The 24,284-nt window shown below is 36.7% G+C and carries 20 protein-coding genes; 19 read left to right on the plus strand and 1 reads right to left on the minus strand.

Annotation, left to right across the window (positions count from 1 at the left end):
- Window positions 1-211 precede the first annotated feature (211 nt).
- The 12 genes from JNUCC74_RS05120 to JNUCC74_RS05175 all read left to right on the plus strand — a co-directional run bounded on the left by JNUCC74_RS05120 (window position 212) and on the right by JNUCC74_RS05175 (window position 13,554).
- Window positions 212-1,249, plus strand: a complete 1,038-nt coding sequence (locus JNUCC74_RS05120) for a lactonase family protein (protein WP_454067178.1) — start codon at window positions 212-214, stop codon at window positions 1,247-1,249.
- A gap of 621 nt (window positions 1,250-1,870) precedes the next feature.
- Entirely contained in the window at window positions 1,871-3,517 is a 1,647-nt protein-coding gene (locus JNUCC74_RS05125) for a thiamine pyrophosphate-binding protein (protein WP_454067179.1), read from the plus strand.
- Between the two features lie 70 nt (window positions 3,518-3,587).
- Window positions 3,588-3,968 (plus strand): carboxymuconolactone decarboxylase family protein, encoded by a 381-nt coding sequence (locus JNUCC74_RS05130; RefSeq protein ID WP_077319820.1) that lies wholly within the window; start codon window positions 3,588-3,590, stop codon window positions 3,966-3,968.
- The gene (locus JNUCC74_RS05135; protein WP_454067180.1) at window positions 3,961-4,341 is read left to right on the plus strand and encodes a hypothetical protein; all 381 of its coding nucleotides are present in this window, start codon (window positions 3,961-3,963) and stop codon (window positions 4,339-4,341) included. The genes JNUCC74_RS05130 and JNUCC74_RS05135 overlap by 8 nt, the downstream gene beginning before the upstream one ends.
- A 12-nt stretch (window positions 4,342-4,353) precedes the next feature.
- On the plus strand, window positions 4,354-5,604 hold the full coding sequence (locus JNUCC74_RS05140; protein ID WP_454067181.1) for a methyl-accepting chemotaxis protein: 1,251 nt from the start codon (window positions 4,354-4,356) through the stop codon (window positions 5,602-5,604).
- A gap of 812 nt (window positions 5,605-6,416) precedes the next feature.
- The gene (locus tag JNUCC74_RS05145; protein WP_454067182.1) at window positions 6,417-8,528 is read left to right on the plus strand and encodes a BglG family transcription antiterminator; all 2,112 of its coding nucleotides are present in this window, start codon (window positions 6,417-6,419) and stop codon (window positions 8,526-8,528) included.
- A gap of 28 nt (window positions 8,529-8,556) precedes the next feature.
- Window positions 8,557-8,997, plus strand: a complete 441-nt coding sequence (locus tag JNUCC74_RS05150) for a PTS sugar transporter subunit IIA (RefSeq protein ID WP_454067183.1) — start codon at window positions 8,557-8,559, stop codon at window positions 8,995-8,997.
- Between the two features lie 2 nt (window positions 8,998-8,999).
- Window positions 9,000-9,275: a PTS sugar transporter subunit IIB gene (locus JNUCC74_RS05155; protein ID WP_077319825.1), complete on the plus strand. Its 276-nt coding sequence runs from the start codon at window positions 9,000-9,002 to the stop codon at window positions 9,273-9,275.
- A gap of 212 nt (window positions 9,276-9,487) precedes the next feature.
- On the plus strand, window positions 9,488-10,783 hold the full coding sequence (locus JNUCC74_RS05160; protein WP_077319826.1) for a PTS ascorbate transporter subunit IIC: 1,296 nt from the start codon (window positions 9,488-9,490) through the stop codon (window positions 10,781-10,783).
- Window positions 10,784-10,900: 117 nt separating this feature from the next.
- Window positions 10,901-11,893 (plus strand): phosphotriesterase family protein, encoded by a 993-nt coding sequence (locus tag JNUCC74_RS05165; RefSeq protein WP_454067184.1) that lies wholly within the window; start codon window positions 10,901-10,903, stop codon window positions 11,891-11,893.
- A 131-nt stretch (window positions 11,894-12,024) separates the two neighbouring features.
- On the plus strand, window positions 12,025-12,747 hold the full coding sequence (locus JNUCC74_RS05170; RefSeq protein WP_454067185.1) for a creatininase family protein: 723 nt from the start codon (window positions 12,025-12,027) through the stop codon (window positions 12,745-12,747).
- A gap of 78 nt (window positions 12,748-12,825) precedes the next feature.
- A complete protein-coding gene (locus tag JNUCC74_RS05175; protein ID WP_077319829.1) occupies window positions 12,826-13,554 on the plus strand; it encodes an SIS domain-containing protein in 729 nt (242 codons plus the stop codon).
- A 1,001-nt stretch (window positions 13,555-14,555) separates the two neighbouring features.
- Here JNUCC74_RS05175 and JNUCC74_RS05180 read toward each other — a convergent pair.
- A complete protein-coding gene (locus tag JNUCC74_RS05180) occupies window positions 14,556-15,377 on the minus strand; it encodes a YitT family protein (RefSeq protein ID WP_454067835.1) in 822 nt (273 codons plus the stop codon).
- Window positions 15,378-16,832: 1,455 nt separating this feature from the next.
- Between JNUCC74_RS05180 and JNUCC74_RS05185 the strand changes: the two genes are divergently transcribed.
- From JNUCC74_RS05185 to JNUCC74_RS05215, 7 genes are all read left to right on the plus strand, one after another.
- Entirely contained in the window at window positions 16,833-17,564 is a 732-nt protein-coding gene (locus tag JNUCC74_RS05185) for an MBL fold metallo-hydrolase (protein ID WP_454067186.1), read from the plus strand.
- A gap of 18 nt (window positions 17,565-17,582) precedes the next feature.
- The gene (locus JNUCC74_RS05190; protein WP_454067187.1) at window positions 17,583-19,124 is read left to right on the plus strand and encodes an ABC transporter substrate-binding protein; all 1,542 of its coding nucleotides are present in this window, start codon (window positions 17,583-17,585) and stop codon (window positions 19,122-19,124) included.
- Window positions 19,125-19,148: 24 nt separating this feature from the next.
- Entirely contained in the window at window positions 19,149-20,102 is a 954-nt protein-coding gene (locus JNUCC74_RS05195) for an ABC transporter permease (protein WP_454067188.1), read from the plus strand.
- A complete protein-coding gene (locus JNUCC74_RS05200; RefSeq protein ID WP_454067189.1) occupies window positions 20,102-20,911 on the plus strand; it encodes an ABC transporter permease in 810 nt (269 codons plus the stop codon). Before JNUCC74_RS05195 ends, JNUCC74_RS05200 begins: the two co-directional genes overlap by 1 nt.
- Window positions 20,912-20,922: 11 nt before the next feature.
- Complete coding sequence (locus tag JNUCC74_RS05205) at window positions 20,923-21,906, plus strand: ABC transporter ATP-binding protein (RefSeq protein WP_454067190.1); 984 nt, start codon at window positions 20,923-20,925, stop codon at window positions 21,904-21,906.
- Window positions 21,903-22,877, plus strand: coding sequence for an ABC transporter ATP-binding protein (locus JNUCC74_RS05210; protein ID WP_454067191.1), 975 nt, complete (start codon window positions 21,903-21,905; stop codon window positions 22,875-22,877). The genes JNUCC74_RS05205 and JNUCC74_RS05210 overlap by 4 nt, the downstream gene beginning before the upstream one ends.
- Window positions 22,878-23,422: 545 nt before the next feature.
- Complete coding sequence (locus JNUCC74_RS05215; RefSeq protein WP_454067192.1) at window positions 23,423-24,202, plus strand: GNAT family N-acetyltransferase; 780 nt, start codon at window positions 23,423-23,425, stop codon at window positions 24,200-24,202.
- Window positions 24,203-24,284 lie beyond the last annotated feature (82 nt).

Raw genomic sequence — 24,284 nt, forward strand, 5'->3', positions numbered from 1 at the left:
AATAAGCATCGCGGTTTTTTCAAGAACAAAAAGGGCTCCGATGGCAATACATCACGGTTTTTCAAGGATAAGGAAAGCTACTTGAAGATATCACGAAAGAAAAATTGTACAGCTTGAGCACTCCGTGTCTGCTTTTGGTTTCAGGTTTACTTTTTATTGATTTACAATTAGACTTTATGTATACATTTCTTTCAAAAGGAAGGATATCATCATGAAAAAAAATTATATTGGTTATGCTGGAACCTATACCCGAAAAATAAGTAAAGGAATCTATCGGTTTGCATTCGATCCAAAAGCACGAAAGTTAACAGCAGTTAAAGCTGTTGCTGAAGTAGGAAGTCCTACGTATTTAACGATAAGTGAGGATAATCGTTATTTGTTCTCTATTGGGCAAGATGGAGAATTAGGTGGGGTACAAGCCTATAAGATTAATGGGGAAGCTGGTGAATTGGTTAAGTTAGACGAGCAAATAACGGAAGGAAAGCCTCCATGTCACTTATCTTTCCATCAAGATAAATTAGTAACCGGTAATTATCATAAGGGAGAAGTCGGTCTATACTCTTTCACAGCTAAGGAAACATTAGAAGTAGATTCCTTTATACAACATACAGGTAGTGGTCCTCATGAACGGCAAGAAAAATCGCATGTTCATTATGCAGGATTTACGCCAGACCGTAACTATGTCATTATCTGTGATTTAGGAACAGATGAACTGGTTACGTATCGTATCGATACCAACAAACTTGTGCGTCATAAAACTATAAAAGTAAAATCGGGGAGTGGTCCACGTCATATTGAATTTCACCCAAATGGTAAAACGGCATATGTGCTCACAGAACTAAGCTCGGAAGTGATTGTTTTCGATTATGATACGGAAAATGGAAGTTTTTCTGAAAAACAAACGATTCTTGCCAAACCAGCAGATTTTGCTGAAACGAACGATGCCAGTGCTATTCACATTTCTTCGGATGGGAAGTTTTTATACACGGGAAATCGTGGCCATAATAGTATTGCACTGTTTCAAATTGATCAGAAAACCGATAAGCTTTCCTTTATCGAGTTTACAGCTACTGGCGGGGAATGGCCGCGTGATTTTGTGTTAGATCCTACAGAGTCTTTCATTATTGCAGCTAATCAGCATAGTGGTAATTTAGTTTTATTTGAACGGAATCAACAGACAGGTAAGCTAGCTCAGTTAGACTCTGTGGTAGAGGTTCCGGAAGTAGTCTGTGTGAAATTTTTAAATTAATATTTTGCATAAGTAATTAGAATAACGAGCTAATTCGTCTTTTATCCCGCATGTAAGGTGCCGTAAGACTCCCGCTTCAAGAGCCTTGAGTTGATACAAAAGGTCTAAGTGGGAGAAAACCGCACCTAAATGCCCGATTCGTTCAAGGGCCTTTAGGTCATACCCTTGTGGTACTAACATTCAGTAGGAGATGGAAGAAAACTCCTACTGAATGAAGGTTCATTTTATAATGGAATTAGACATTGCAAGTACAACGAAATATACTCTCTGAAAAGCAAGCTAATATCTCTCGTAGATAAAGGTTTGCTTTTTTGCATGTTAAAAATGTTAGATCTATAGATTAAGTTGATACATGTATATGTAAAAGGTTTGGAATAAAAAAGTTTTCTAGATAAAAGCAAAAAATCGTTCTATTACATCATGTTTAAAACGCTAGCTTGGAGAGCTTTATTTTATCTGTGCACATCAGTGTATAGGAAGGATTTTCCCGGCTTTTCACAAATTCAAGTGAAACAGCAAAGCTGAATCCAATAATTTGAAGAATTGGTTAAAAGATACCTGACATATGCCGATATAAAGAAAGCTGAAGTTAATAATTCTTCTAGGAGGGATACTAAAGATATGGCAACAGTTGCAGCACATATTGTAGAAATGATTAGGGAACAAGGCTGTCAGTTCGCATTTGGAGTTCCGGGAAAGCCTATTGTACCACTTATCTTGGAAATGGAAAAGCAGGGAATTGACTTTGTTTTAGCGCGCCATGAATGCGGTGCTGGTTATATGGCGACAGGTTATGCCATGCAAAATGATAGTCTGAGTATCGCTATTGGTACATCTGGCCCAGGCGGAACTAATCTTATTACGGCAGCGGCACAAGCAAAGGCTTATCACGCACCGGTTTTGTTTATCACTGGTCATCCACCATTGACGGATGCAGGTAAACCAGTTGGACAAGATTCGAGTATGTTCGGTACTGATTTAACAGAAATGTTTCGTCCGGTTACTTTGTTTAGTGCAAAGGTAGAAGATGCTAGCTTGTTAAAAAATTATGTACAGCATGCTTTAGAAAAAGCGCTGACTGGGGCAAAAGGACCTGTTCATTTGTCTATTCCACTCAATGTGCTTATTGATAAGACAGAGTCATTCACCTTACCTTCTAAATGGAGTAACGATATTCCTGTATCAGGAAATTTAGAACAAGCTTCACAAATTTTGTATGCTGCACAACGACCAGTTTTATTGTTAGGGAAAGGAGTTCACATAGCCAAGGCGTATCGACAGGTACTAGAGTTTGTTGAGAAATGGAACATCCCAGTCATGACGACGCCAGGAGGTAAAGGCACATTTCCTACGAAACATAGACTGTCACTAGGTGCATATGGACTAGGCGGTACAGCAGCGGCTTCTGCTTATATGGAAGAAGGAGTCGATGTTATGGTTGTTATCGGCTCTAAGTTAAGTGATATGTCGATAGCAGGTTTGCAACCAGACCATTATCCAAAAACAATCATTCATTTTGATCCATTTGCAGATTTTGTTGGAAAATCAATTCCAGTGGAAACTTTATTTGTTCAAGGTGATGCGAAGGTAAATCTTCATCAGTTGAATATAAATTATTTTTCCAAGCGAGAAGCACCAGATCTTCAAACATATTGGCAAAAAGAAATGCTAGAAAGAGAGAACGAGCAAATTAAACATGCGAATTATCAAAAAATATCTACAGCAGCGGTTATGAAATGCTTAAGAGGGCTCTTACCAGAGGAAACCATCGTATTTGGAGATGACGGGAGCCATACTTTTCATGCAATTAAGCATTTTGATATTGTGAATCCTGGTACATTCTTTTTTGACGATGTATTTGGTGCAATGGGACATGGTCTTAATTTTGCAATTGGGGCGAAAATAGCTGAACCAGAAACGCCGATTGTAAGCTTTACAGGTGATGGCTGTATGATGATGCATGGAACAGAAATATCTACCGCCGTGAATCAACAAGCTCATATGATTTTCTTTGTTTTTAATAATGGAATGCTTGATATGGTAGATAAAGGAATGCTCTATAACTTAGGTAGGTCAGTAGGGACAAGATATACGACCGAAATGAATGCAGCAAAATTTGCTGAATCATTAGGTGCAACTGGTTATCGTTGTATGACAATGGAAGAAGTTATTGCTGCAACAAAAACGGCATTAAAGCATCCACAAACTGCGGTAATTGAAATCATAGTAGAAAAAGAGGAAGTACCGCCTACATTAAAACGAGGGTAATAAACTATCTGAAGATCTGATTTTCAATTAGTAATCAAGCATTACTTAAACTAAGACGGGAGAGAAGAAATTGGATAAGCAGGAACGAGGATGGAAGCAAATTGAAGAATTGGCTGGATCAAAAGGAATAGCAGCGATGAAAGAGGTAGAAAGGTTTTCACCACGTTTAGCTAAACTTGCTTTGGAATTCGGTTATAGTGACGTTTATCAAGATGATCATCTTGATTTAAAACAGCGTTCTCTTATAACGTTGGCGTCTTTAATTACACAAGGCGATGCAGGGAGAGGCTTACAGTATCATTTTCATGCGGCTTTACGAGTTGGAGTTAGTAAGGCTGAAATTCTTGAATTAATCAATCATTGTAGTGCTTATGCAGGATTTCCTAAAGCGATTCATGCTTTGCATATTTTTAAAACAGTAGTAGAAGAAAAGGAGAATACGAATGGCTAAATATGAAATAAAAGTTTATAAGGATGTTCTTTATTTTAATTATTTTGAGATGGCTGAAACTGTAGCTGAAGCTAAGGAGCATGCTGCTGAAGCAAAACGTGCTTTACAACAACCGGGTATTAAAAAATTTCTCAACGATAATAGTAACATTAAAGGTGTGGCTAAGCCGGAAGTTAATGAAGTGTGGGGAGAATTAATGAAATGGGTAAGCAGTCATATCGAGAAAAACGCTACTGTTGCACCAAATGTAGCACTGAAAATGCAATTAAATCGCTTGTCCAGAAGTGCTGGAACATATGATACTATTAGAGCATTTACGAACTTGCAGGAAGCCTTGGTATTTATGGGTATTCCGGAATTTAAAATAGATTAAGGATGGAGTAATATGAAAAAAACAGCGAAAACCTTAACTATCCAACAAATATTATTGCTTTATATAATACTTTTCACATTTGTTATTGTTTTACTGCCTGTTTTAACATTTCTTACATTTATTGTCTTAGACATTCCTTTACAGTCTATCTTTGTATGGTCCTTCATTGGTATTATTATACTATTAGCGCTGTTTCTTGCATACTTATTTGGAAATTTTTTGTTTTCACCTTTAAAAAATAAAGAAGGGGTAGACACAAGCCAGTTGGAAGTGGCTTCTTCAAACCATCCTCTCTACCGATGGGTCATGAATCAACTTCCAGTAGCTCAGCAAGATAATAAAACAGATGGTCCTGAAGTTTTAGCGTTGGCTGAGCAAACAGCTACAGTTTCTAATCAGCTCATGTCTACAACCGAAGAGACGAGTAAAGCAACAGCAGAAATATCTGCTTCGATTCAGGAATTAGCTTCTGGAGCAGATGCCCAGGCTCAGTCAATTCAAACAATTAATGAATCTTCATCCCAAGTATTTTTCAGTTTAACGGAAATTGATGAAAGTACCAAGTTTGTAGCAGAGACTTCTAAAACAGCGATAACGAATGCAAAAAATGGGAATGAAGTAGTTGCTAATGTAGCGAAACAAATGGATCTGATTGGTGAACAAGTAGAACGTTCGATTGAAGTGGTTAATGAATTAAATGAGAAAACAAATCAGGTTGGCGAAATATTGTCACTGATAACGGATATTTCAAATCAAACAAATTTACTTTCGCTTAATGCTGCTATTGAGGCTGCTCGTGCCGGAGAACACGGGAAAGGTTTTTCGGTAGTTGCAGATGAAGTTCGTAAGCTTGCAGAACAAACAAATGATGCTACTGCGAAAACACAACAGCTCATTCAAGAAATTCAATCTGGCACCAATGAAGTGATAGATGTTATTAAGGAAAGTGGAAAATCAATTAAACAAGGCGTTTCAAGAAATGGAGAGATGGGAAAGGTATTTAATGATATTTACCAAGATGTTGACGTAATCGATGAATTTATTCATGATTTATCAGCGGCAATGCATGAAGTCAAAGATAGTATGAATGATGTTTCTTCGTCTATTAATCATGTATCTGATGTTACGGTTGAATCAAGCGGCAACTTGCAAAATATCGTTGCTGTTATCGAGGAATTAAATGCTTCGATGCAAGAAGTATCAGCGTCAGCTACATTGCTTGCAGATATAGCCAATCAGCTTAATGATAAGGTAGTAGATTAAATGATTTATGTAAGCAATATTTTTTAACGACAGAAAAATATGTACGTTTTAAAAATTGCTGAAAAATCCATTGTTTCATTAGGAACAATGGATTTTTCATATGCACTTTCATGGGCGAAAACTTGGTGGTGAAAGTCTACTACAGGCTTGGCAGTAGGAACTGTTAACGGAAGGCAAGGTGGCTATTGTGAGGTATATTTTTCTTATGTCAAAAATCTGTTTATGATGTTGCGATCATGGTGAGAAAAACGGCTCTTAAATCCCCCGATTTGTTCAGTCAACAGGACAAGGAAAGCTTCTTGAATAAGCATCGCACGCAGAAAAAGCGTTCTTCTTTTTTAAGGACAAAAAGGACTACAACAGTGACGCATCGTGTTCAAGGACGCCTGTGAACTTAGCCTTTAATCTTCTGTTTCAAGAGAAGAGTATTCCTTGAATGAAGTTTCACTTTACCTCTTCTGAAGCTCTACCGTTTGTACAGCGCTAAGCGAGCATTTTTAACTTTTGTTCGTAAAGTGGCTGTTCAATTCAAGTTTATTCAAAACGACATTATTTACTTAGTTAGAGATATACGTAATTGAAAGCACAGGTCGTTAGTTACTTTTACCAATATCGTTTAGATCCGAAAAGAAAGCCGTCGATTAGTTTTGTATAAGTTCTATACAAATTCATGATCTGAGGGATCTTATTTAAGGATGACCCAATTTTGCACAAATGGCTGTGATCAATTTGGTCTTATTATAATAACTACTATTGGCTATAATAAATGTAAGACATACTACTTACTTCATTTTGATGGCAGGAGGATAATTATGAATCAACGTAGTATGGCAGTATTAAAAAAACTAGCAGTTCATGATGGATATATTTCTATCGCCCAGCTCTCTGATATGTTTAATGTTTCCAGAAGGTCGATTTATAACGATATCGGAAGAATCAATGATTGGCTTCAGGAACAGGGCTTGACTTCGATTCAACAAGTAAGGTCAGAAGGAATATATCTGGATGACAGTACGAAAAAAGCTATTGCGAAAGGCTATACACTTTTAGAAGATGATTACTATGAATATACAAAGGAAGAGCGCAAGGCATGGATTTATTTGCATATAACCTGTGGTGTGCGCGCCTATTTTGTAGAAGATTTACAAGAGCTTTTTCAAGTGAGTAGAAATACAATTCTAGATGATGTAAGAATATTAAAAAATGAAATCGAGAGTCATCAATTAAATATGTATACAGAACGAGGCAGAGGGTATCATATTATTGGAAATGAAACCGATGTCAGAAAAGTATTAATCCAATATTTGTCAATTATCACCCCGATAGATAGCTGGTATAGCATTTTGCATGATGAACCTAAAGGTAAAACGGCCCTGCCTCAAACGTATTCCATTTTTAATCGTAATTGGCTTCACCAGATTCATCGTAATTTAATCGCATATGAAAAACAATTTAATATTGAAATTATTGATGATGTTTTAAATAGTTTAGTTATTTGGTTTCACTTTTTTATGAAACGTATGCAACAAGGATCCACTATTGATGTTGATCCAATTGAAAGAGAAGTAATTGAATCGACGGACACTTTCTTAGGTGCTAAGATGTTATGCCAGGAACTTTTTAAGGTACTGCCAGGAGAGCATAACTATGAAGAAGAGGTTTACTACTTTGCTAAATATTTACTTAGTGCGAAAGTAAATTATGACTTAAATCCATATGAAGAAAATAGTGTGATGCAATCTTTGGTTGGTGTAGTTGAGAAGATGGTGGCAGACTTTCAGCTATATGCTGCTGTTGAATTTGATGAGCCGAAGAAAATTATTGAAAATTTACTGTTGCATCTAAAGCCCGCTTATTACCGAATCAAATATGGTATTAAACTAGAAAATACGTTACGTGATTCTGTTAAGAAAACGTATCCAGAAGTGTTTCACATTACAAAGCTGGTAATGAAGCATTTTGAAGAGTTGATTGAACAACCAATTGATGAGAATGAAGTAGCATTCATTGCGACACATTTTGGTGGATGGCTTCGTAAAGAAGGAGTGGTGCTTGACAATAGACAAAAGAGATTATTAATCGTTTGCACCAACGGTTTGGGAACGTCAAAGTTGTTAGAAAGTCAGCTGTTAGGATTGTTTTCCAATATTCAAATTAGTGGAGTAACTTCTCTACGTGAGTATCAGCAAATGGATTTAGCAGTCGATTTTATTGTCTCAACGATACCCCTACCTGATCGTGGTATACCAGTATTTGTCGTCAGCCCTGTATTAAGTAATGATGATAAGGAACAGCTATTAAAAAAAGTAAATAGTATGTTTGCGACGAATAAGAAGCAAGACTATTCCGTGGAAGCATTAATTGATATGGTAAAACGCTATGCTACCATCCATAACGAAGATGCTTTGCAACAAGAGATAAAAAGGTATCTTTATACCCCTGGTCATGTAGTAAGTAGCGGAAGGAAAAGAAACTTAAAGGAATTGTTGCCTTCACATCGGATTAGACTAATCGATCATGTGGATACATGGCAAAAAGCTATAAAGCTTGCTGCTCAACCATTAATTGATGATAAAACGATTGAGCCTCGCTATGTAGATAAAATGTTGAGAGCGATTTATCAAAATGGACCTTATATCGTTATTTCTGAGCGATTTGCCTTACCCCATGCCGGCCCTAATGATGGTGTAAAGAAAACAGGAATGAGTATGCTTTGTTTACAACAGCCGGTTGATTTATTGGGAAAAAATGTTTCCATCTTTGTTGTTTTAGCATCAAAAGATAATGAACAGCATTTAAAGGCTTTAGCACAGCTGACAAAGCTCTTTTCTAATAAAAATAATAAACAACTCGTGATGGACGCACACGATAAACATGATATTTATAAACTAATTAAAGCGTACTCCCATAACGAACTGGAATAACATAGAGAAAGACAGGTGTTTGTAAATCATGAATTTTTTGGAAAAAAATTTAATAAAACTTGGCGTAGAAGTGAATAATGCAGAAGAAGCAATTACTGCTGCCGGTCAATTACTGTTAGATGAAGAATTGATTGAGCCTTCTTATATAGAAGCTATGAAACAAGCTTATCAGAAAAATGGCCCTTATTTTGTATTAGCTCCTCAAATAGCTATCCCTCATGCTCGACCTGAGGATGGGGTTAATGAAGCAGCTGTTTCCCTTGTTCAATTGAAAGAACCAATTTCATTTGGACATGCCATCAATGATCCAGTTCGTCTTGTATTTGGACTAGGTGCGGCTTCCAGTTCTGACCACCTGACATTGCTTAGAAGATTAACAACCTTATTGAATGATACAAGTAATATTGATCAATTATTACAAGCAACTACTGTTGATGATATAAAAAAAGTTATAGAAATGGAGAGATGACAATGTTAAAAATATTAACTGTTTGTGGGTTAGGTCAAGGGACAAGCCTCATATTGAAAATGAATGTGGAACAAGTTCTTGGTGATATGGGGATTCAAGCGGATGTAGAACATACAGATGTATCAGCAGCTTCTAGTATGGATGCTGATTATATCATCACAAGTAATGAGCTTGCAGAAAGTTTGCAAGGGCATAAGGCAAAAGTTGTCATTGTTAACAACTACTTTGACATGGATGAAATTAATGAAGCACTGAAAGAAAATATTGAAGCCTCTTAACAGAGGTTTCAATATAAAGTGAAACTTCATTCCGTGAAATGCTTTTTACACGGAATGTTAGTACCACAAGGGTATGACCTAAAGGCCCTTGAACCAATCGGGCATTTAGGTGCCGTTATCTCCCACTTAGCCCCCTTTGTACCAACTCAGGACTTGAAGTGGGAAACTTACGGCACCTTACATGCGGGATAAAAATATAGGAGGAATGATCAATGGATATTATTATTTGGATTGCCACGAATGTTTTTGGAGAAGCTGCAATACTATTAGGATTTATCGTCTTACTAGGATTATTACTTCAAAAAAAATCGGCAAGTCAAACGATTAGTGGCACTTTTAAGGCAGTAATCGGATTTTTAATTATTAGTGCTGGATCTGGAATTATTGTAAACGCATTAACCGTATTTGAACCGCTCTGGAAAGAGGTATTTAATTTGTCAGCCGAGCCACTCGGTAAGTTCATGGGACAAGAAGGATTTAATGCAAAATTTGGTAGTGCAGTAACATTAGCAATGACATTAGGGTTTGTGATCAACGTCCTATTGGCTCGTTTTACGAAACTAAAATATATCTATTTAACTGGGCATATGATGTTTTGGACAACTACGATATTCGCTGGGGTTGTTGTACAAGCAGCCGGGGATGTTTCATTTACGAAACTTGTTATTTTCTTAGCTATTTTTATGGGGTTATACTGGACGATTCAGCCAGCGTTAACGCAACCTTTTATGAGGAAAATTACTGGTAATGATAATATTGCACTTGGACACACATCTGCTTCCGTCGCTTTATTAGGGGCATTAGCTGGCAAGGTACTTGGAAACAAAGAAAATGATTCAGAAAAAATAAAACTCCCAAAAGGATTGGAATTTTTAAGAGATTCAAATGTAATCACTGCACTGACAATGGGGTTATTATTCTTGATTGGTGCCATCATTATCTCCTTTAAGGATACTCCGGGAGCTCAGGAATTAGTTGCTGCAGCAGGCGATAAGAATTTTATTATCTATTCTATTATTCAGTCTTTCACATTTGCTGCTGGAATAGCTGTCGTTTTACTGGGAGTTCGGATGTTTATTGGTGAGATGGTACCCGCTTTTAGAGGAATTGCTACCAAGATTGTGCCTGGAGCAAAGCCTGCTTTAGATAGCCCGGTTGTTTTCCCTTATGCACCAAATGCAGTTATTCTAGGATTTTTAGGTGCGTTTGCTGGGGCACTAATCTGGCTCGTAGTGCTAGGAAATACAGTTGGTTACGTATTTGTACCTACGATGATTGTTCTATTCTTCCATTCGGCAACAGCCGGTGTCTTTGGAAACGCAACCGGAGGTGTTCGCGGTGCACTAATCGCTGGGTTTATTACTTCAACAGTAGTAGCATGGGGACAATTTTTTATGGTGAAAATGCTAATATCTGACACAATTCCTGATACAGCCATGTGGGCTGCTGACTCGGATATGTTTATCTTAGGACCGCTTGTCCGCTTATTAGCCCAGCTATTCTTCTAAATAAAACTTATGCTTAAACGTTGAAGAGAGTCTCAAAACGGAAATGGGGAACAGACATCTGTTCCTTCTTCCTATTATCTAAGCAAATTAAAAATTACTAATAAGGAGTGAATAAAAATGAGTTTTATTCGGACGTTTCATGGCGACATTGACCCTAAGACATTAGGAGTCACCTATTCACATGAACATATTGTATGCCGGCCGCCATTTTGGGCTGAAAGAGGAGAAGATGATTTACTGCTTGATGATAAAGAAAAGTCTAAGCTGGATGTGTTAGATTTTAAGCAGCTTGGCGGACAAGCAATCGTTGATGCTACTGCAGTTGATTATGGTAGAGATGTCATGGCTGTAAAAGAAATAGCAGAAGAAACAGGTATCACGATTATTGGAACAGCTGGTTTTAATAAAAGCTTTCTCTGGGGAGCAAAAGTACCAGCACATATAAAAGAGATTATTGGTGATTATGCTACTTTTTACGAATGGATTGAAGCTAAATCCATTAATGAACTTGCTGATTTTGTAATCAGAGAAGTAGAAGAAGGATTGGAAGGTACAAATACGCCTGGAGGACAGGTAAAGTTTGGCACTGGATATAATCGGATTACTCCTTTAGAAGAAAAAACGATACGAGCAGTTGCAAGAGCACACCATGAGACGAAAGCGCCCGTTCATTCGCATACAGAGGCAGGTACGATGGCACTGGAGCAAATAGAAATACTAAAATCTGAAGGTGTTAATTTAGAATATGTTAGCTTCGGTCATATGGATCGAAATCCAGACCCTTACTACCATGAGAAGGTTGCACAAACAGGAGCATTTGTTTCTTTTGATGGAATAGCCAAAATAAAATATGCACCAGAGAGTACTCGAATTCATTGTATTTTCGAATTAGTGAAAAAAGGTTATGAAAAGCAAATTCTTATTAGTGGCGATACAGCTCGAAAAACATATTTCAAACATTATGATTATGGCTTAGGTCTAGAAAATATTTTAGGTAAATGGGTTCCACGCTTTATGGAAGAAGCTGATCAATCAGGTTTTTCAGGAAAACAATTAGTAAATCGTTTTTTTGTAGAAAACCCAGCTAGATGCTTTACTTTTAAAAGTTAATTACAAACTGTAACAGAGAGATTCATTCGTCGTTACAATGTTTTTAGATCTTAAATAAAATCGATAAGACAAACACGTTTGTCAAACAATAGTGCTAGCTATGTTTTCAAAAAAAGAAGAAGGTGTAAATAATGGAGTTTCAATATGAAAATTCCTTTGAAATAGAGGAAAAATTGAAAACAACAAAGATTGCCGTTTTGCCAGTTGGTGCGGTTGAAGCACATGGCCCTCATTTGCCATTAGGAACAGATAATTTATTGGCTGAACGTGTTGCAAAACGATTAGCAGAACGAATTGATTGTTTTGTTTTGCCTACACTGCCATATGGACAAGTATGGAGTTTACGTAATTTTCCTGGAAGTATTAATGTATCGAATGAATCACTAATTTCCATGATAGTCGATATTGGAGAGAGTTTATATCGACAAGGCTTTAAGACGTTTGCGATGGTAAACGGTCATCTAGGTAATCAGCCGGCGTTAAAGGATGCTGCACGGGTCTTATTTACGACTTGTCCTGAAATGAAAGTATTTTATTTCTTTTATCCAGGGATGAATAAAGCTGCTAAAGAGGTTCGAGAAACAAAATCAGCGCATGCCACGTATTTTCATGCTTGCGAAATTGAAACATCGTACATGCTTTATTTAGCACCTGAATATGTAGATATGAGTAAAGCTTTGAACGATATTCCGGTTATACCAAACGATGCAGATGTCACTCCTACTCCATGGGAAAATTTCACAACATCAGCAGTATTAGGAGATGCCACGTTAGCAACTAAAGATAAGGGAAAATATATTATCGATCTTGCTTTAGATAACATGCTAATGATGCTAAAAGCTAGTGAAAATTAAACAAAAACCTATGATTACAAAAGAGCAGAATTGACAAACTGTTTACGCCTTTAAATTATATAGAGGGAGGAAAACATATTGATCCAACAATACTTTCAAAAAATTTCAGAGCTGTTGGCAGTAGTTGAAAAAGAAGAAATGGAAGTGATGGAAAAAGCGGCAAAGAAGGTTGCTAAAGCCATCGAATCAGACGGAGTTATTCATTTATTTGGTTGTGGTCATTCGCATATTTTAACAGAAGAAGTGTATTACCGGGCTGGTGGGCTTGTTCCGATGCATCCAATTCTACATGAACCATTAATGCTTCACGAGGGGGCTGTTCGTTCATCCACGTTGGAAAGACAAAATAATTATGCAGCAAACTTTATGGAAGAACAAGGTATTGAAGCAGGCGATATTGTATTTGTTATTTCGACTTCAGGACGGAATCCTGTACCAGTAGATGTGGCAAACTATGCGAAACAGCAAGGAGCTTATGTCATTGGCATTACTTCGATTACTTATTCTTCTAGTCAACCGTCTCGTCACACTAGTGGAAAGCATTTATTCGATGCAGTCGATTTAGTGATTGATAATCACGCACCTGTAGGTGATGCATTACTATCTCATGAAAAAGTTAAAGTACCTTTTGCACCAAGTTCAACTGTAATCGGTGCAGCAATATTAAATGCATTGTTTGCCAAAGCAATTGAAGAAATGGCAGAACAAGACGTTGAACCTCCCATTTTCCTAAGTGGGAATATAGAAGGTGCAGACGAGCATAATCAGCAATTGGTTAAAAAGTATAGCAAGCGGGTCAAATTATAATGTATGTTTTAAAAAGAGGATAAAAGGACTAAGATGCCACGTTTTTGAAAAATTACAATGTTGTTTAGGAAGTATATTCGTTTGTACCTTTTGAGTAACTTTTTTGGGAAAGTATTTACGTCTAGCTTAAGCACTCGTAAAACTTCGATCTTCTTATGAGAAGTTAATATCGAAATCGAATTTAAAGAAGGCCGACTAAAAGCGGGCTTGCCGTAAAGCACCGGTATACACCTAAGGCAGGGATATGCTTCCCTTATTCCAAATAAGGAACTGTATTTTTTATTTTAAAATCTGAATAGGATGATGCGAATATGATAAAAAGATTCCTAAATTTCCGATTCGTTTGAGTCAATAGGGAAAGCGGAAGCTACGACAGCAACACATCGCGGTTTTTCAAGGAGAAATCCTACTTGTTCAATTCTACCGTCAATACTAATATGACCGCCTTGAAATTCAAGGAGGAAAATGTCGGTATACATTAATGAATAGATTCCATAAGCCAGTAAGGATGCTTAACGGGACGACAAGTGTTTGGCACAGCTGATCATCTTATTATAGTAAAACGCTCACCACATCAAATGTAGTGAGCGTTTTAAAAGACCGATTTATTGTTAAAGAAGAGTAAGACTTTATTTAGAAAAATTCCGGAAAGTTTTCACTTATATGTTCTCCAATTATTCTATTATTTTTTCCACTTTTTAAAAGACAGTTTAAAGCCAAGATTTTTATTTGAGTTTTCTTGGTTAAGAACTAGACATCTAGCTCGTTTTGCTTCGTTAACCTTTAGCCGTTAAGCAAACTTTATTTATCCATGGAGGAGAGGCTCATCTGTTATTTTTATGCTGGGAAGTGTCCCTATTATCCGTATGAGCAATAAATGGGCTGTTGTAAGATTCTTAACGCAATCTTCTTTCTTCCACTGTTTTAAAATAACAGGCTGTTCTATGTACAATGAAAGTTAAATCTTATATGACGGAATCCATCGGTCAAGAGTTTTTCGGCTATTTTCCCTTATACCCTCTTCGGTTTATTTCCTGTACACTATGGACAGTTACATAGGCATTTTTGTCGACATTTTCAATAATACGCCTTAATTGGACAATTTCTTGTTTATTAATAACGATATAAAGGATTTCTTTATTTGTTTTAGTATAACCACCCTTACCTTCTAATACAGTAAGGCCCTGAGACATATGGTTTGTCACTTGTTCTAATACGTGTTCAGGATATTTTGAAATAATCAGTACAGCAGTTCGTTCGTTAGCACCTTCTACGATAATATCAATTGCTTTAGCACCTATATACACAGAAATTAATGTATACATCGCTTTTTCTTGACCTATGACAAAAGCAGAAAGTCCGATTACAGCTATATCCATTATTAGCATTCCTTTACCGAAACTCCAACCGATAAACTGGTTTAATAAGCGCACGATGATAGCTGTTCCACCAGAAGTTCCTCCCGCTTTAAAAATTAATCCCAAACCAATTCCAACTGTTAGTCCTGCAAATAATGCTGCCAGCAAGGTGTCACCATTTCCTGCTTCTCCAATATTTTTAGTGAGGTGTAAAAATAGAGAAGAAAAAACAATGGAAATAATCGTATATATAATGACTCTTTTATTAAAATAATGGTAACCAATTGCTAATAAAATGGCATTTATAATAAAATTCACAACTCCAGTAGACCAGTCAAATAGGTAGTACGTTACGATGGATATGCCAATAACACCACCTTCTGACAAGTTGTTAGGAATCGCGAAATAATTAATTCCAAATGCAAAAATAAAAGAGCCGATAATAATGATCATGCTCTCTTTCATCCATTTACTCAACACCACTCACTCCTTCCATTCATTAGCATTTTAACAGGGATTTTTCCAAATAAAAAGGGTTATTCTAGTCAAGTTTAACGCTAAAATCATGAGATAGCGATAAAAAGTATCAATAGATGCCCCCATTGATAAAAAATAGTTGCTTCCACCTCTTGTTCAAAAAGGTTCTGAGAGAGAGATTTTATAAATGAAGTATAGTTCTAATTTATAAGGGGATTACCCTATAAATTAAAATAAGGTAACGAAAACTGATAAAATATGTTATACTACTCAAAAAAAGCATGTAATAATTTTAGGAATATTTTGGATAAAGGGAATTTAATTTTCTAGGAATTTATAAAATTAGTTCATTGTAAGATAGTCTATTCACATCCAGATTCAGCGCCTAGCTCTTTGAGGTTGCTTCACTCCTGCAACAGTGCTCAAGCTTCCTCGTCAGAGTAAGGCGTTCTAGCTTGTGTTCCACTAAGGAAAGTATAAAAATTTTAGGCTTTATCCCGCATCTAAGGTTCCGTAAGACTACACTTCAAGGAGAAAAGCGCACGATTGAATGAAAGTTTCAGTATATGTAAGAGATTATCAACTTCTCGGGGTTAAAATGAGTTCTACTTATTAAAAATCGAATATTTTGCCAAAAAGCAATTGCTAGTAGATCTTATCGTTATTCAAACTTACTTTTCTTAAAAGTAAACTATTTCCATCTATAGTTAAACGGATTAGGAGATTTGGAAAGATTAAACTTGTATTTTACTAAAATCACGAACATAAAAAAATAGTAATTTTCAGAAGTGGTGTTTTTGTTTAACGTAGGTAGTTAGCTTCCCATATCACGGGAATAAATACATTTTATAAATTAAACGATAAGAATTCATTCTTATAGGATTGGTCAAAACACTAATAAAGGATGTGAAACATTATACAATAATTTAGGTTGTTGATTAAAAAACGTAGATGTATTTCAACTAAATGTTGAGAGAGTGATCATTAATAACAAATTCCTTATCAGTTTAGCGAATAAATAATTGTATGCGGACACATCTAGGGTTATTAATGATAAAAAGTAAACAAACCATGCTAGAATATGATCAGGTGTTACATCAAAACTAGAGAAGATGGAAAGAAATATTTAATGGAAGGGGTTTGTTGAAAGGAACACGAACTATATCTTACTAAAATGGAGATCGATGTTTATTTCATTTTTAAATGAGATCATTTAGTAACGCGGGTTCACGAATGGATCTTTCAAGATAATGAGAGTAGTTCTATTTACGTGTTTCATCTACTTGGAAACAAGGAGATATACTTTTTTGGATTCTTTAAGCAAGCTATTTGTTAATATAAATTACCAATAAAAGATTTATCTTATTAGGATGGTGATCGGATTAAAAAAGTCAATAACTAGAATATGATGATGAGTTTTACTTTACAGTTAGGAGGTTTAGAGTGAAAATACATACGATTGGCTATTGGGGGGCATATCCAAAGGCAAATAAAGCAACGTCGTGTTACCTCATAGAAGATTCAAATACGAAAATATTATTAGATTGTGGCAGCGGAGCACTTTCTAAACTACAAGCAAGAGCAAATTTAGAAGATTTAGACGCTGTATTTATAAGCCATACACATACAGATCATATGGCAGATATTTATAGTTTAGAGTATGCCATGCTGATATTAACACAGTTAGGTAAACGAACAAAGCCCTTAGATGTGTATGTGTATACAGAAGATATAGCTTCGTTAACCTTTGAATTTCCGGATGTGATGCGTGTGCATCAGTTGCAATTAACTGACACTGTCAACATCGGTTCATTAATGCTAACATTTTCTGAAAATATTCACGAAATTCCTTGCTGTTCAATGAAAGTTAGTAATAACAAAAGCAAGCTTGTATATTCTGGTGATACCGGCTATACAACTGCACTTGTCGATTTTGCTATGGCTGCGGATTTACTGTTAATTGAATGCAGCTTTTATAGGAAGCAGAAAGGGATGATGAAAGGGCATTTATCCAGTGAAGAAGTAGCGGATATTGCCACAAAAGCGAAAGCTAAACATGTTGTTCTCACTCACTTTCCTCATTTTGGTGATATCTTGCAATTAAAGCAAGAAGTGGAGAGTGTATTGGGTCAACCTGTTTATCTAGCAAAGGAAGGTTTTACATTTACCATATAATATATTGGAGGCTTTATTATGAAAAAGAATGGATTGAAATTACTTATCTTTTTATCATTTATTTCTCTTTTATTAACAGCGTGCTCCAATGACAGCAAGAAGAATGAAGACAAATCAGCAAAAGCAAACGATGAGGTAAAATCCGGCGGTATTGTTAGAATTGCCATGAGTACAGAAATTGATACTTTAGATCCATATCAGTCGGCAGCAACCGATACGATGTCCATGATGGATAATGTTTATGATGGTTTATTAGATACCAATGAAGCAGGTAAATTGGTGCCGGCCATTGCAGCGTCCTATGAAGTTTCTGATGATGGACAAGTATATACGTTTAAATTGAAAAAAGATGTTACCTTTCATGATGGCTCAAAGTTAACCTCTGAAGATGTAAAATATTCGTATGAAAAATTAGCAGGATTAAGTGGGGGAGAGCCGATTTCTTCGCAATTTGAAATAATTAAAAAAATAGAAACACCATCAGATTTAGAGGCTGTTATCACATTAAAGGAAAAAAATTCAGCATTTTTGGCAGCGACGATTAGACCAATTTTACCGGCTGATTATGATAAACAAAGTGAAAAACCAATTGGTGCAGGTCCATTTAAGTTTGAAGAATATAAAGTCGGACAAGAATTACGGCTAGTAAAAAATGAAAATTATTATGATCCAGAAAAAGTACCAAAAATAGATGAGGTTCACTTTAAGATTATGCCAGATCCAGAATCTGCTATTCTAGCAATGAAGTCAGGAGAGATAGATGTTATTCCCGGTATTTCTTCGCAAGGTAAGCAGCAATTAGATGATTTGATTGAAACGGTATCGGCACCGCAAAATATGGTACAGTTGATGGCGCTAAACAATAAAGTAAAACCATTAGATGATCCGAACGTTCGAAAAGCAATTAATCTGGCAATTGATAAAGATATGATTATAGAAACAGTAGCAGAAGGTGAAGGAATTAAGCTTGGTTCTAACTTTAGTCCTTCCATGGAACTTTATTATCAAGAAGGTTTAGAAGATACGTATCAAACGAATCCCGAAGAAGCAAAGCAATTATTAGAAAAATCGGGGTACCCTGATGGATTTACATTAGAATTAACGGTTCCCTCTGATTACCAATTTCATGTTGATACTGCGCAAGTGATTGCAGATCAACTAAGTCAAGTTGGGATTAAAGTAGATATGAAGCTCATTGAATTCAGCACATGGTTAGAAAAAGTATATAATGAAGCACAATATGAGAGTACGATTATTGGATTTACTGGGAAATTAGATCCGTATGAAATTTTAAGCAGATATGTTAGTGATTATAAAAATAACTTTGTCAAGTATGAGAATAAAGAGTACGACCAGTTGATTCGTCAAGCATTGGTAGAAACAGATGTAGAAGAAATAGTTACTATTTATAAGCGAGCCCAAACATTGTTAACAGAAGATGCTGCTTCGGTATTTATTATGGATCCATATCGGACTGTTGCAATGAAAAAGGGCCTGAAAGGGTGGAAGATGTACCCAATTCAAAAGTTCAACCTAGAAGACTTATACTATACGGAATAACCGTCTAGTAAAGGAGACGTTGATGTGAGGTATTATCTATATAAAACTTCTATGTTCATCTTAACATTAATTATGGTTTCTCTAATAATTTTCTTTGTATTTCAACTGTTACCAGGGAATCCAGCCCAAATTATTCTTGGGCTGGATGCTGATGAACAGCAAATTCGTAATTTGGAACAAGCGTTAGGGTTGAATCGTCCAGTAACGGAACGGTATGCTGATTGGATTGCAGGTGTTTTTCAAGGTGACTTAGGGGAGTCACTACGCTATCAGCTTCCTGTTAGCGAAGTTCTTGCGGATCGAATACCGGTGACCATGTCAATTGCTGTCTTTTCCATGCTGTTGACAGTTTTGGTTGGCTTTCCGTTAGGAATTCTCATTGCCCGTACGGATGGAAAATTCATATCCGTTTTTTTATCTATGATTACTCAACTGGGGATTTCTATTCCATCCTTTTGGTTTGGGTTTATGTTAATATTGTTTTTTTCGGTTATCTTAAAGTGGTTTCCGACATTTGGTTACGTCCCTTGGTCAGAGGATTTTTTTGGTGCTTTACGGGCCTATTTCTTGCCATCGCTAGCAATTGCCATCTCGAACATAGCAGTTGTCATTCGATATTTAAGAAATACGATTTTGGATCAGAAAAAAATGGATTATGTACGAACAGCAACATGTAAGGGTCTATCAGAGCGAACGATTTTGTATAGACATGTACTGCGAAATGCATTCATTCCAGTATTAACCATTATTGGATTAATAACCGCCGATACGCTTGGCGGCAGTATTATCATTGAGAATGTTTTTGCACTTCCTGGATTAGGAAATTTGCTTGTTCAATCTATTACTTCGAGAGATTTTCCGCTTGTTCAATCCATGGTGCTGTATATTGCCGTGATCGTTTTAGTAATCAATTTCATAATTGATTTATTATATAAGCTCATTGATCCAAGAATTAGCAAAAGGAGTGAACAGCTATAATGAACAAGGCAAATCGACTCCCTTTCTATTTAGGATTGAGCTTTGTTATTGTTTTATTGTTCATGATGTTTATTAGTTTATTTTATACACCGTATGAGCCTAATGCGATTGATCCGACTAATCGACTTGCGGCTCCATCATTAGCCCACCCATTTGGTACAGATAACTTCGGAAGAGATATTCTAAGCAGGGTGATGGAAGGAGCTCAGACTGCTTTTTTAATTGGAACAACTACGGTTATGATAGGGTTGAGCATTGGCTTTGTTTTAGGCGCTTGTGCAGGGTATTTTGGCGGTTGGCTCGATGAATTACTGATGCGATTTATTGATGCGATGCTAGCTTTTCCAGGTATATTATTAGCTATTATGCTGATAGCTGTTTTTGAAGCGGGAATGAAAAATACAATAATTGCACTAGGAATTATGAGTATTCCAGCATTTGCTCGAGTTATTCGGAGCAGCTTCATTCAATATAAATCATATGATTTTGTTAAAGCAAGTATCGCCAAGGGTGCAGGGGCGTTTCATATTATTCTGAACCATATCTTGCCTAATGCTATTTCCCCTATACTAGTTGTGTCAAGTTTAAGTTTCTCTGGCTCTATTTTGGCTGAGTCAGGCTTGAGCTATTTGGGCTTAGGTGTTCAGCCACCAGATCCTAGTTGGGGAAGGATGTTAAAGGAAGCACAGCCCTATATTGAATCAGCTCCTTGGTATGTAATTATTGTTGGAGGTATTATTACAATGATGGTGTTAGGGTTTAATTTATTAAGTGATGGTTTACGTGACATTCAGGATAGAAAGGCATAGGAGGGGCTTAAATGGTAAAACCTTTATTGTCAGTTGAAGAAGTTGATGTGGCCCTTCAGCTTCCGGAGGGAGAGTTTAACGCACTAGAACGCATTTCATTTTCCGTCTACCCCAATGAGGTTGTCGGTATTGTTGGTGAATCGGGCTGTGGAAAAAGTTTAACTTCCCAAGCTATTATGGGAATACTCCCCAAGAATGCCACCATAAAGCAAGGCAAGATTATTTTTCAGGATGATGAGCTTACAGCTTTATCTCGAAAGCAGTGGCAGCAGATTAGGGGGAAAAAACTCTCCATGATTTTTCAAGAGCCAATGACTTCGCTTAATCCTGTACTAACAATTGGTAAACAAATATCTGAGGTATTGAAACAGCATACAACCTTATCGAATAGAGATATGAAAGAAAAGACCATATCTGTCATGAAAGAAGTTGGGTTACCTCGTGCTGAACAATTATGGAAAGCATACCCCCACCAGTTATCTGGCGGTATGCGTCAACGGGTTGTAATCGCGATGGCTTTAATTGGCCAGCCGAAGCTTATTATCGCTGATGAACCTACAACTGCCTTAGATGTTACAATCCAAGCACAAATAGTAGAGCTCTTTAAAAAAATTAAACAGACTCGGAACACATCGATGATTTTTATCTCACATGATTGGGGAGTTATTCATGCCATTTGTGATCGTGTGCTTGTCATGTACGCAGGACGAATCGTTGAACAAGGATCAATATCAAAACTCTTAAGTTCGCCAAAGCATCCTTATACAAAGAGCTTAATACAATCAATTCCAGATGGCGCAAGACGAGGACAGCCATTATATACAATTCCCGGTACAGTACCACAGCTCCATATTCGGCATACGGGATGTCCCTTCGCCGATCGCTGCCAGTTCAAAATAACGTCATGTGAACAAATTTTCCCTCATACGTATAAATTCAATGAGCAGACAGTTACTTGTCATTTATATGCAAAAGAGAAGGAAGTCAGCTTATGAAGCCACTCATTGAAATAGAAAATATGAAAAAATTTTACAAACAAAAACGGACAAATATATTCGAAAAACCTTCGTTTGTAAAAGCTGTTAATGGCATATCGCTCACATTATACGAAGGTGAAGCTTTTGGTTTAGTTGGCGAGAGCGGTTGTGGCAAGTCGACAATTGGTCAGCTGATTACTCAATTAATGAAGCAAACAGACGGAACTATTCGTTATAAGGGGAAAGATGTTTCTACGTTTTCGACTAAGCAGTTAAAAGCATGGCGAAAAGAAGTACAAATCGTTTTTCAAGATCCATATTCATCATTGAATCCCAAAAAAACGATAAAGTGGATATTAAATGAACCGTTAGTATTGCATCGAATTGGGGATAAGGCATACAGAAATGAAAAAATTATTCAGACATTAAAAGAAGTAGGTTTAGATCCTTCTTTTTTGTATCGGTATCCTCACGAACTTAGTGGAGGACAGCGACAACGCGTAGCTATTGCAGCAGCAATTATTTTAGAGCCTCGATTTATAGTAATCGATGAAGGAGTCTCGGCGCTAGATGTTTCTGTCCAAGCCCAGATTATTAATTTATTGAAAGAGTTGCAAGAAAAGTATTCTTTGACATACTTATTTATTTCTCATGATTTAAATATTGTCCAGTATTTTTGCGATCGGATTGCTGTGATGTATATGGGAGAAATAGTAGAACATGGCATGACGGAAGAAATAGGAGCTTATCCAAAGCATCCTTATACACAAGCGTTATTTTCAGCTATTCCAACGATAGGAAACAAGCAGTCATCAACCAAGTTAAAAGGAGACCTACCAGATACATCAGATCCGCCATGTGGTTGCATGTTTCATCCTCGGTGTCCCCATGCTTTTGAACGTTGTAAGTTTGAAAAGCCTAGTACCGTGACAATAAGTAAAGGACATGAGGCAGCTTGTCATCTTATGAAGCTGGAGAAAGGAAAATGAGACAGCTGGTGTATGCTTATCCCGCATGTAAGGCGCCGTAATACCCCCCTTTAAGAATGTAGACATAGACAATACGAAGAAGCCAAAGTGGTAAAAAACGGCCCCTAAATGCCCGATTGGTTCATCTAACATTTCTTGGGAAAAGCATTCCAAGAAATGAAGTTTCACTTTATCCCGCATGTAAGGCGCCGTAATACCCCCCTTTAAGAATGTAGGCAATACGAAGAAGCCAAAGTGGTAAAAAACGGCCCCTAAATGCCCGATTGGTTCATCTAACATTTCTTGGGAAAAGCATTCCAAGAAATGAAGTTTCACTTTATCCCGCATGTAAGGTGCCGTAATACTCCCACTTTAAGAGTGTAGGCAATACGAAGAAGTCAAAGTGTGAGAAAACGGCCCCTAAATGCCCGATTGGTTCATCTAACATTTCTTGGGAAAAGCATTCCAAGAAATGAAGTTTCACTTTATCCTTTAAGGAGAGCTGCACATGATAAATCCCTGTTGGCAGCTAATAAACAAATGAAATTGAAGAATGGAGAAATGCCATGAATAGTGAGATAAGGATTGAACAGTTGGTGGAAAAACATGAATTGGAAAAGGTGATCCCCATAGAGAAGGCGATCTGGGGAAATGCTACACCTGTGCATCAGACCTATACAACAGTAAAAAATGGTGGGCTTATGCTTGGCGCATATGATACGGACCAATTAGTCGGCTTTTCATATGGGTTTAGTGCCTATGATGGAAAAGAAGTATATTTATATTCGCATATGCTTGGAATTACACAACCATATCAAAAAATGGGGTTAGGGATGAAGCTAAAGTTAAAGCAAGCAGAAATAGCAGAGCAAATGGGGTATACCAAAATGAAGTGGACATTTGATCCGCTGCAAAGCTTAAATGCATATCTTAATTTGGCTAAACTCGGAGCTGTCGGAATGACATATAAAGAGAATTACTATGGTGAAATGAAGGATGAGTTAAATCAAGGAATGCCCTCTGATCGTATGATTATAGAGTGGTATTGGAACCAGCGTTCATCAATGGATGTCCAGAAAGTAGTCGATGATCAACTGTTATTAAATGAAGTTAACGGAAATCCAGTTACGGCAGATATAGCTGATCAGTTGCTTCAAGGAAAGGAATATTTTGTCACTATTCCTAACAATATACTAGAGTTAAAAAAAGAAGATTTGCAAAAGGCTTTAGAATGGCGAATGAAAACACGCAAAGTTTTCCTGTCGCTATTCAAACAAGGTTTCCAAGCAAAGCACTTTATACGTGATTCTAATCGACCGTTTGGATATTTTTATTTTTCGAAATAAAGTAGAAGAAACCGAAAAGCCTGATTCAGCTTTCCGGTTTTTAAGGTTACCTATCTACTTTTTCTTACGATAAGTTAACATC

It is taken from the genome of Cerasibacillus sp. JNUCC 74, from assembly GCF_053667775.1.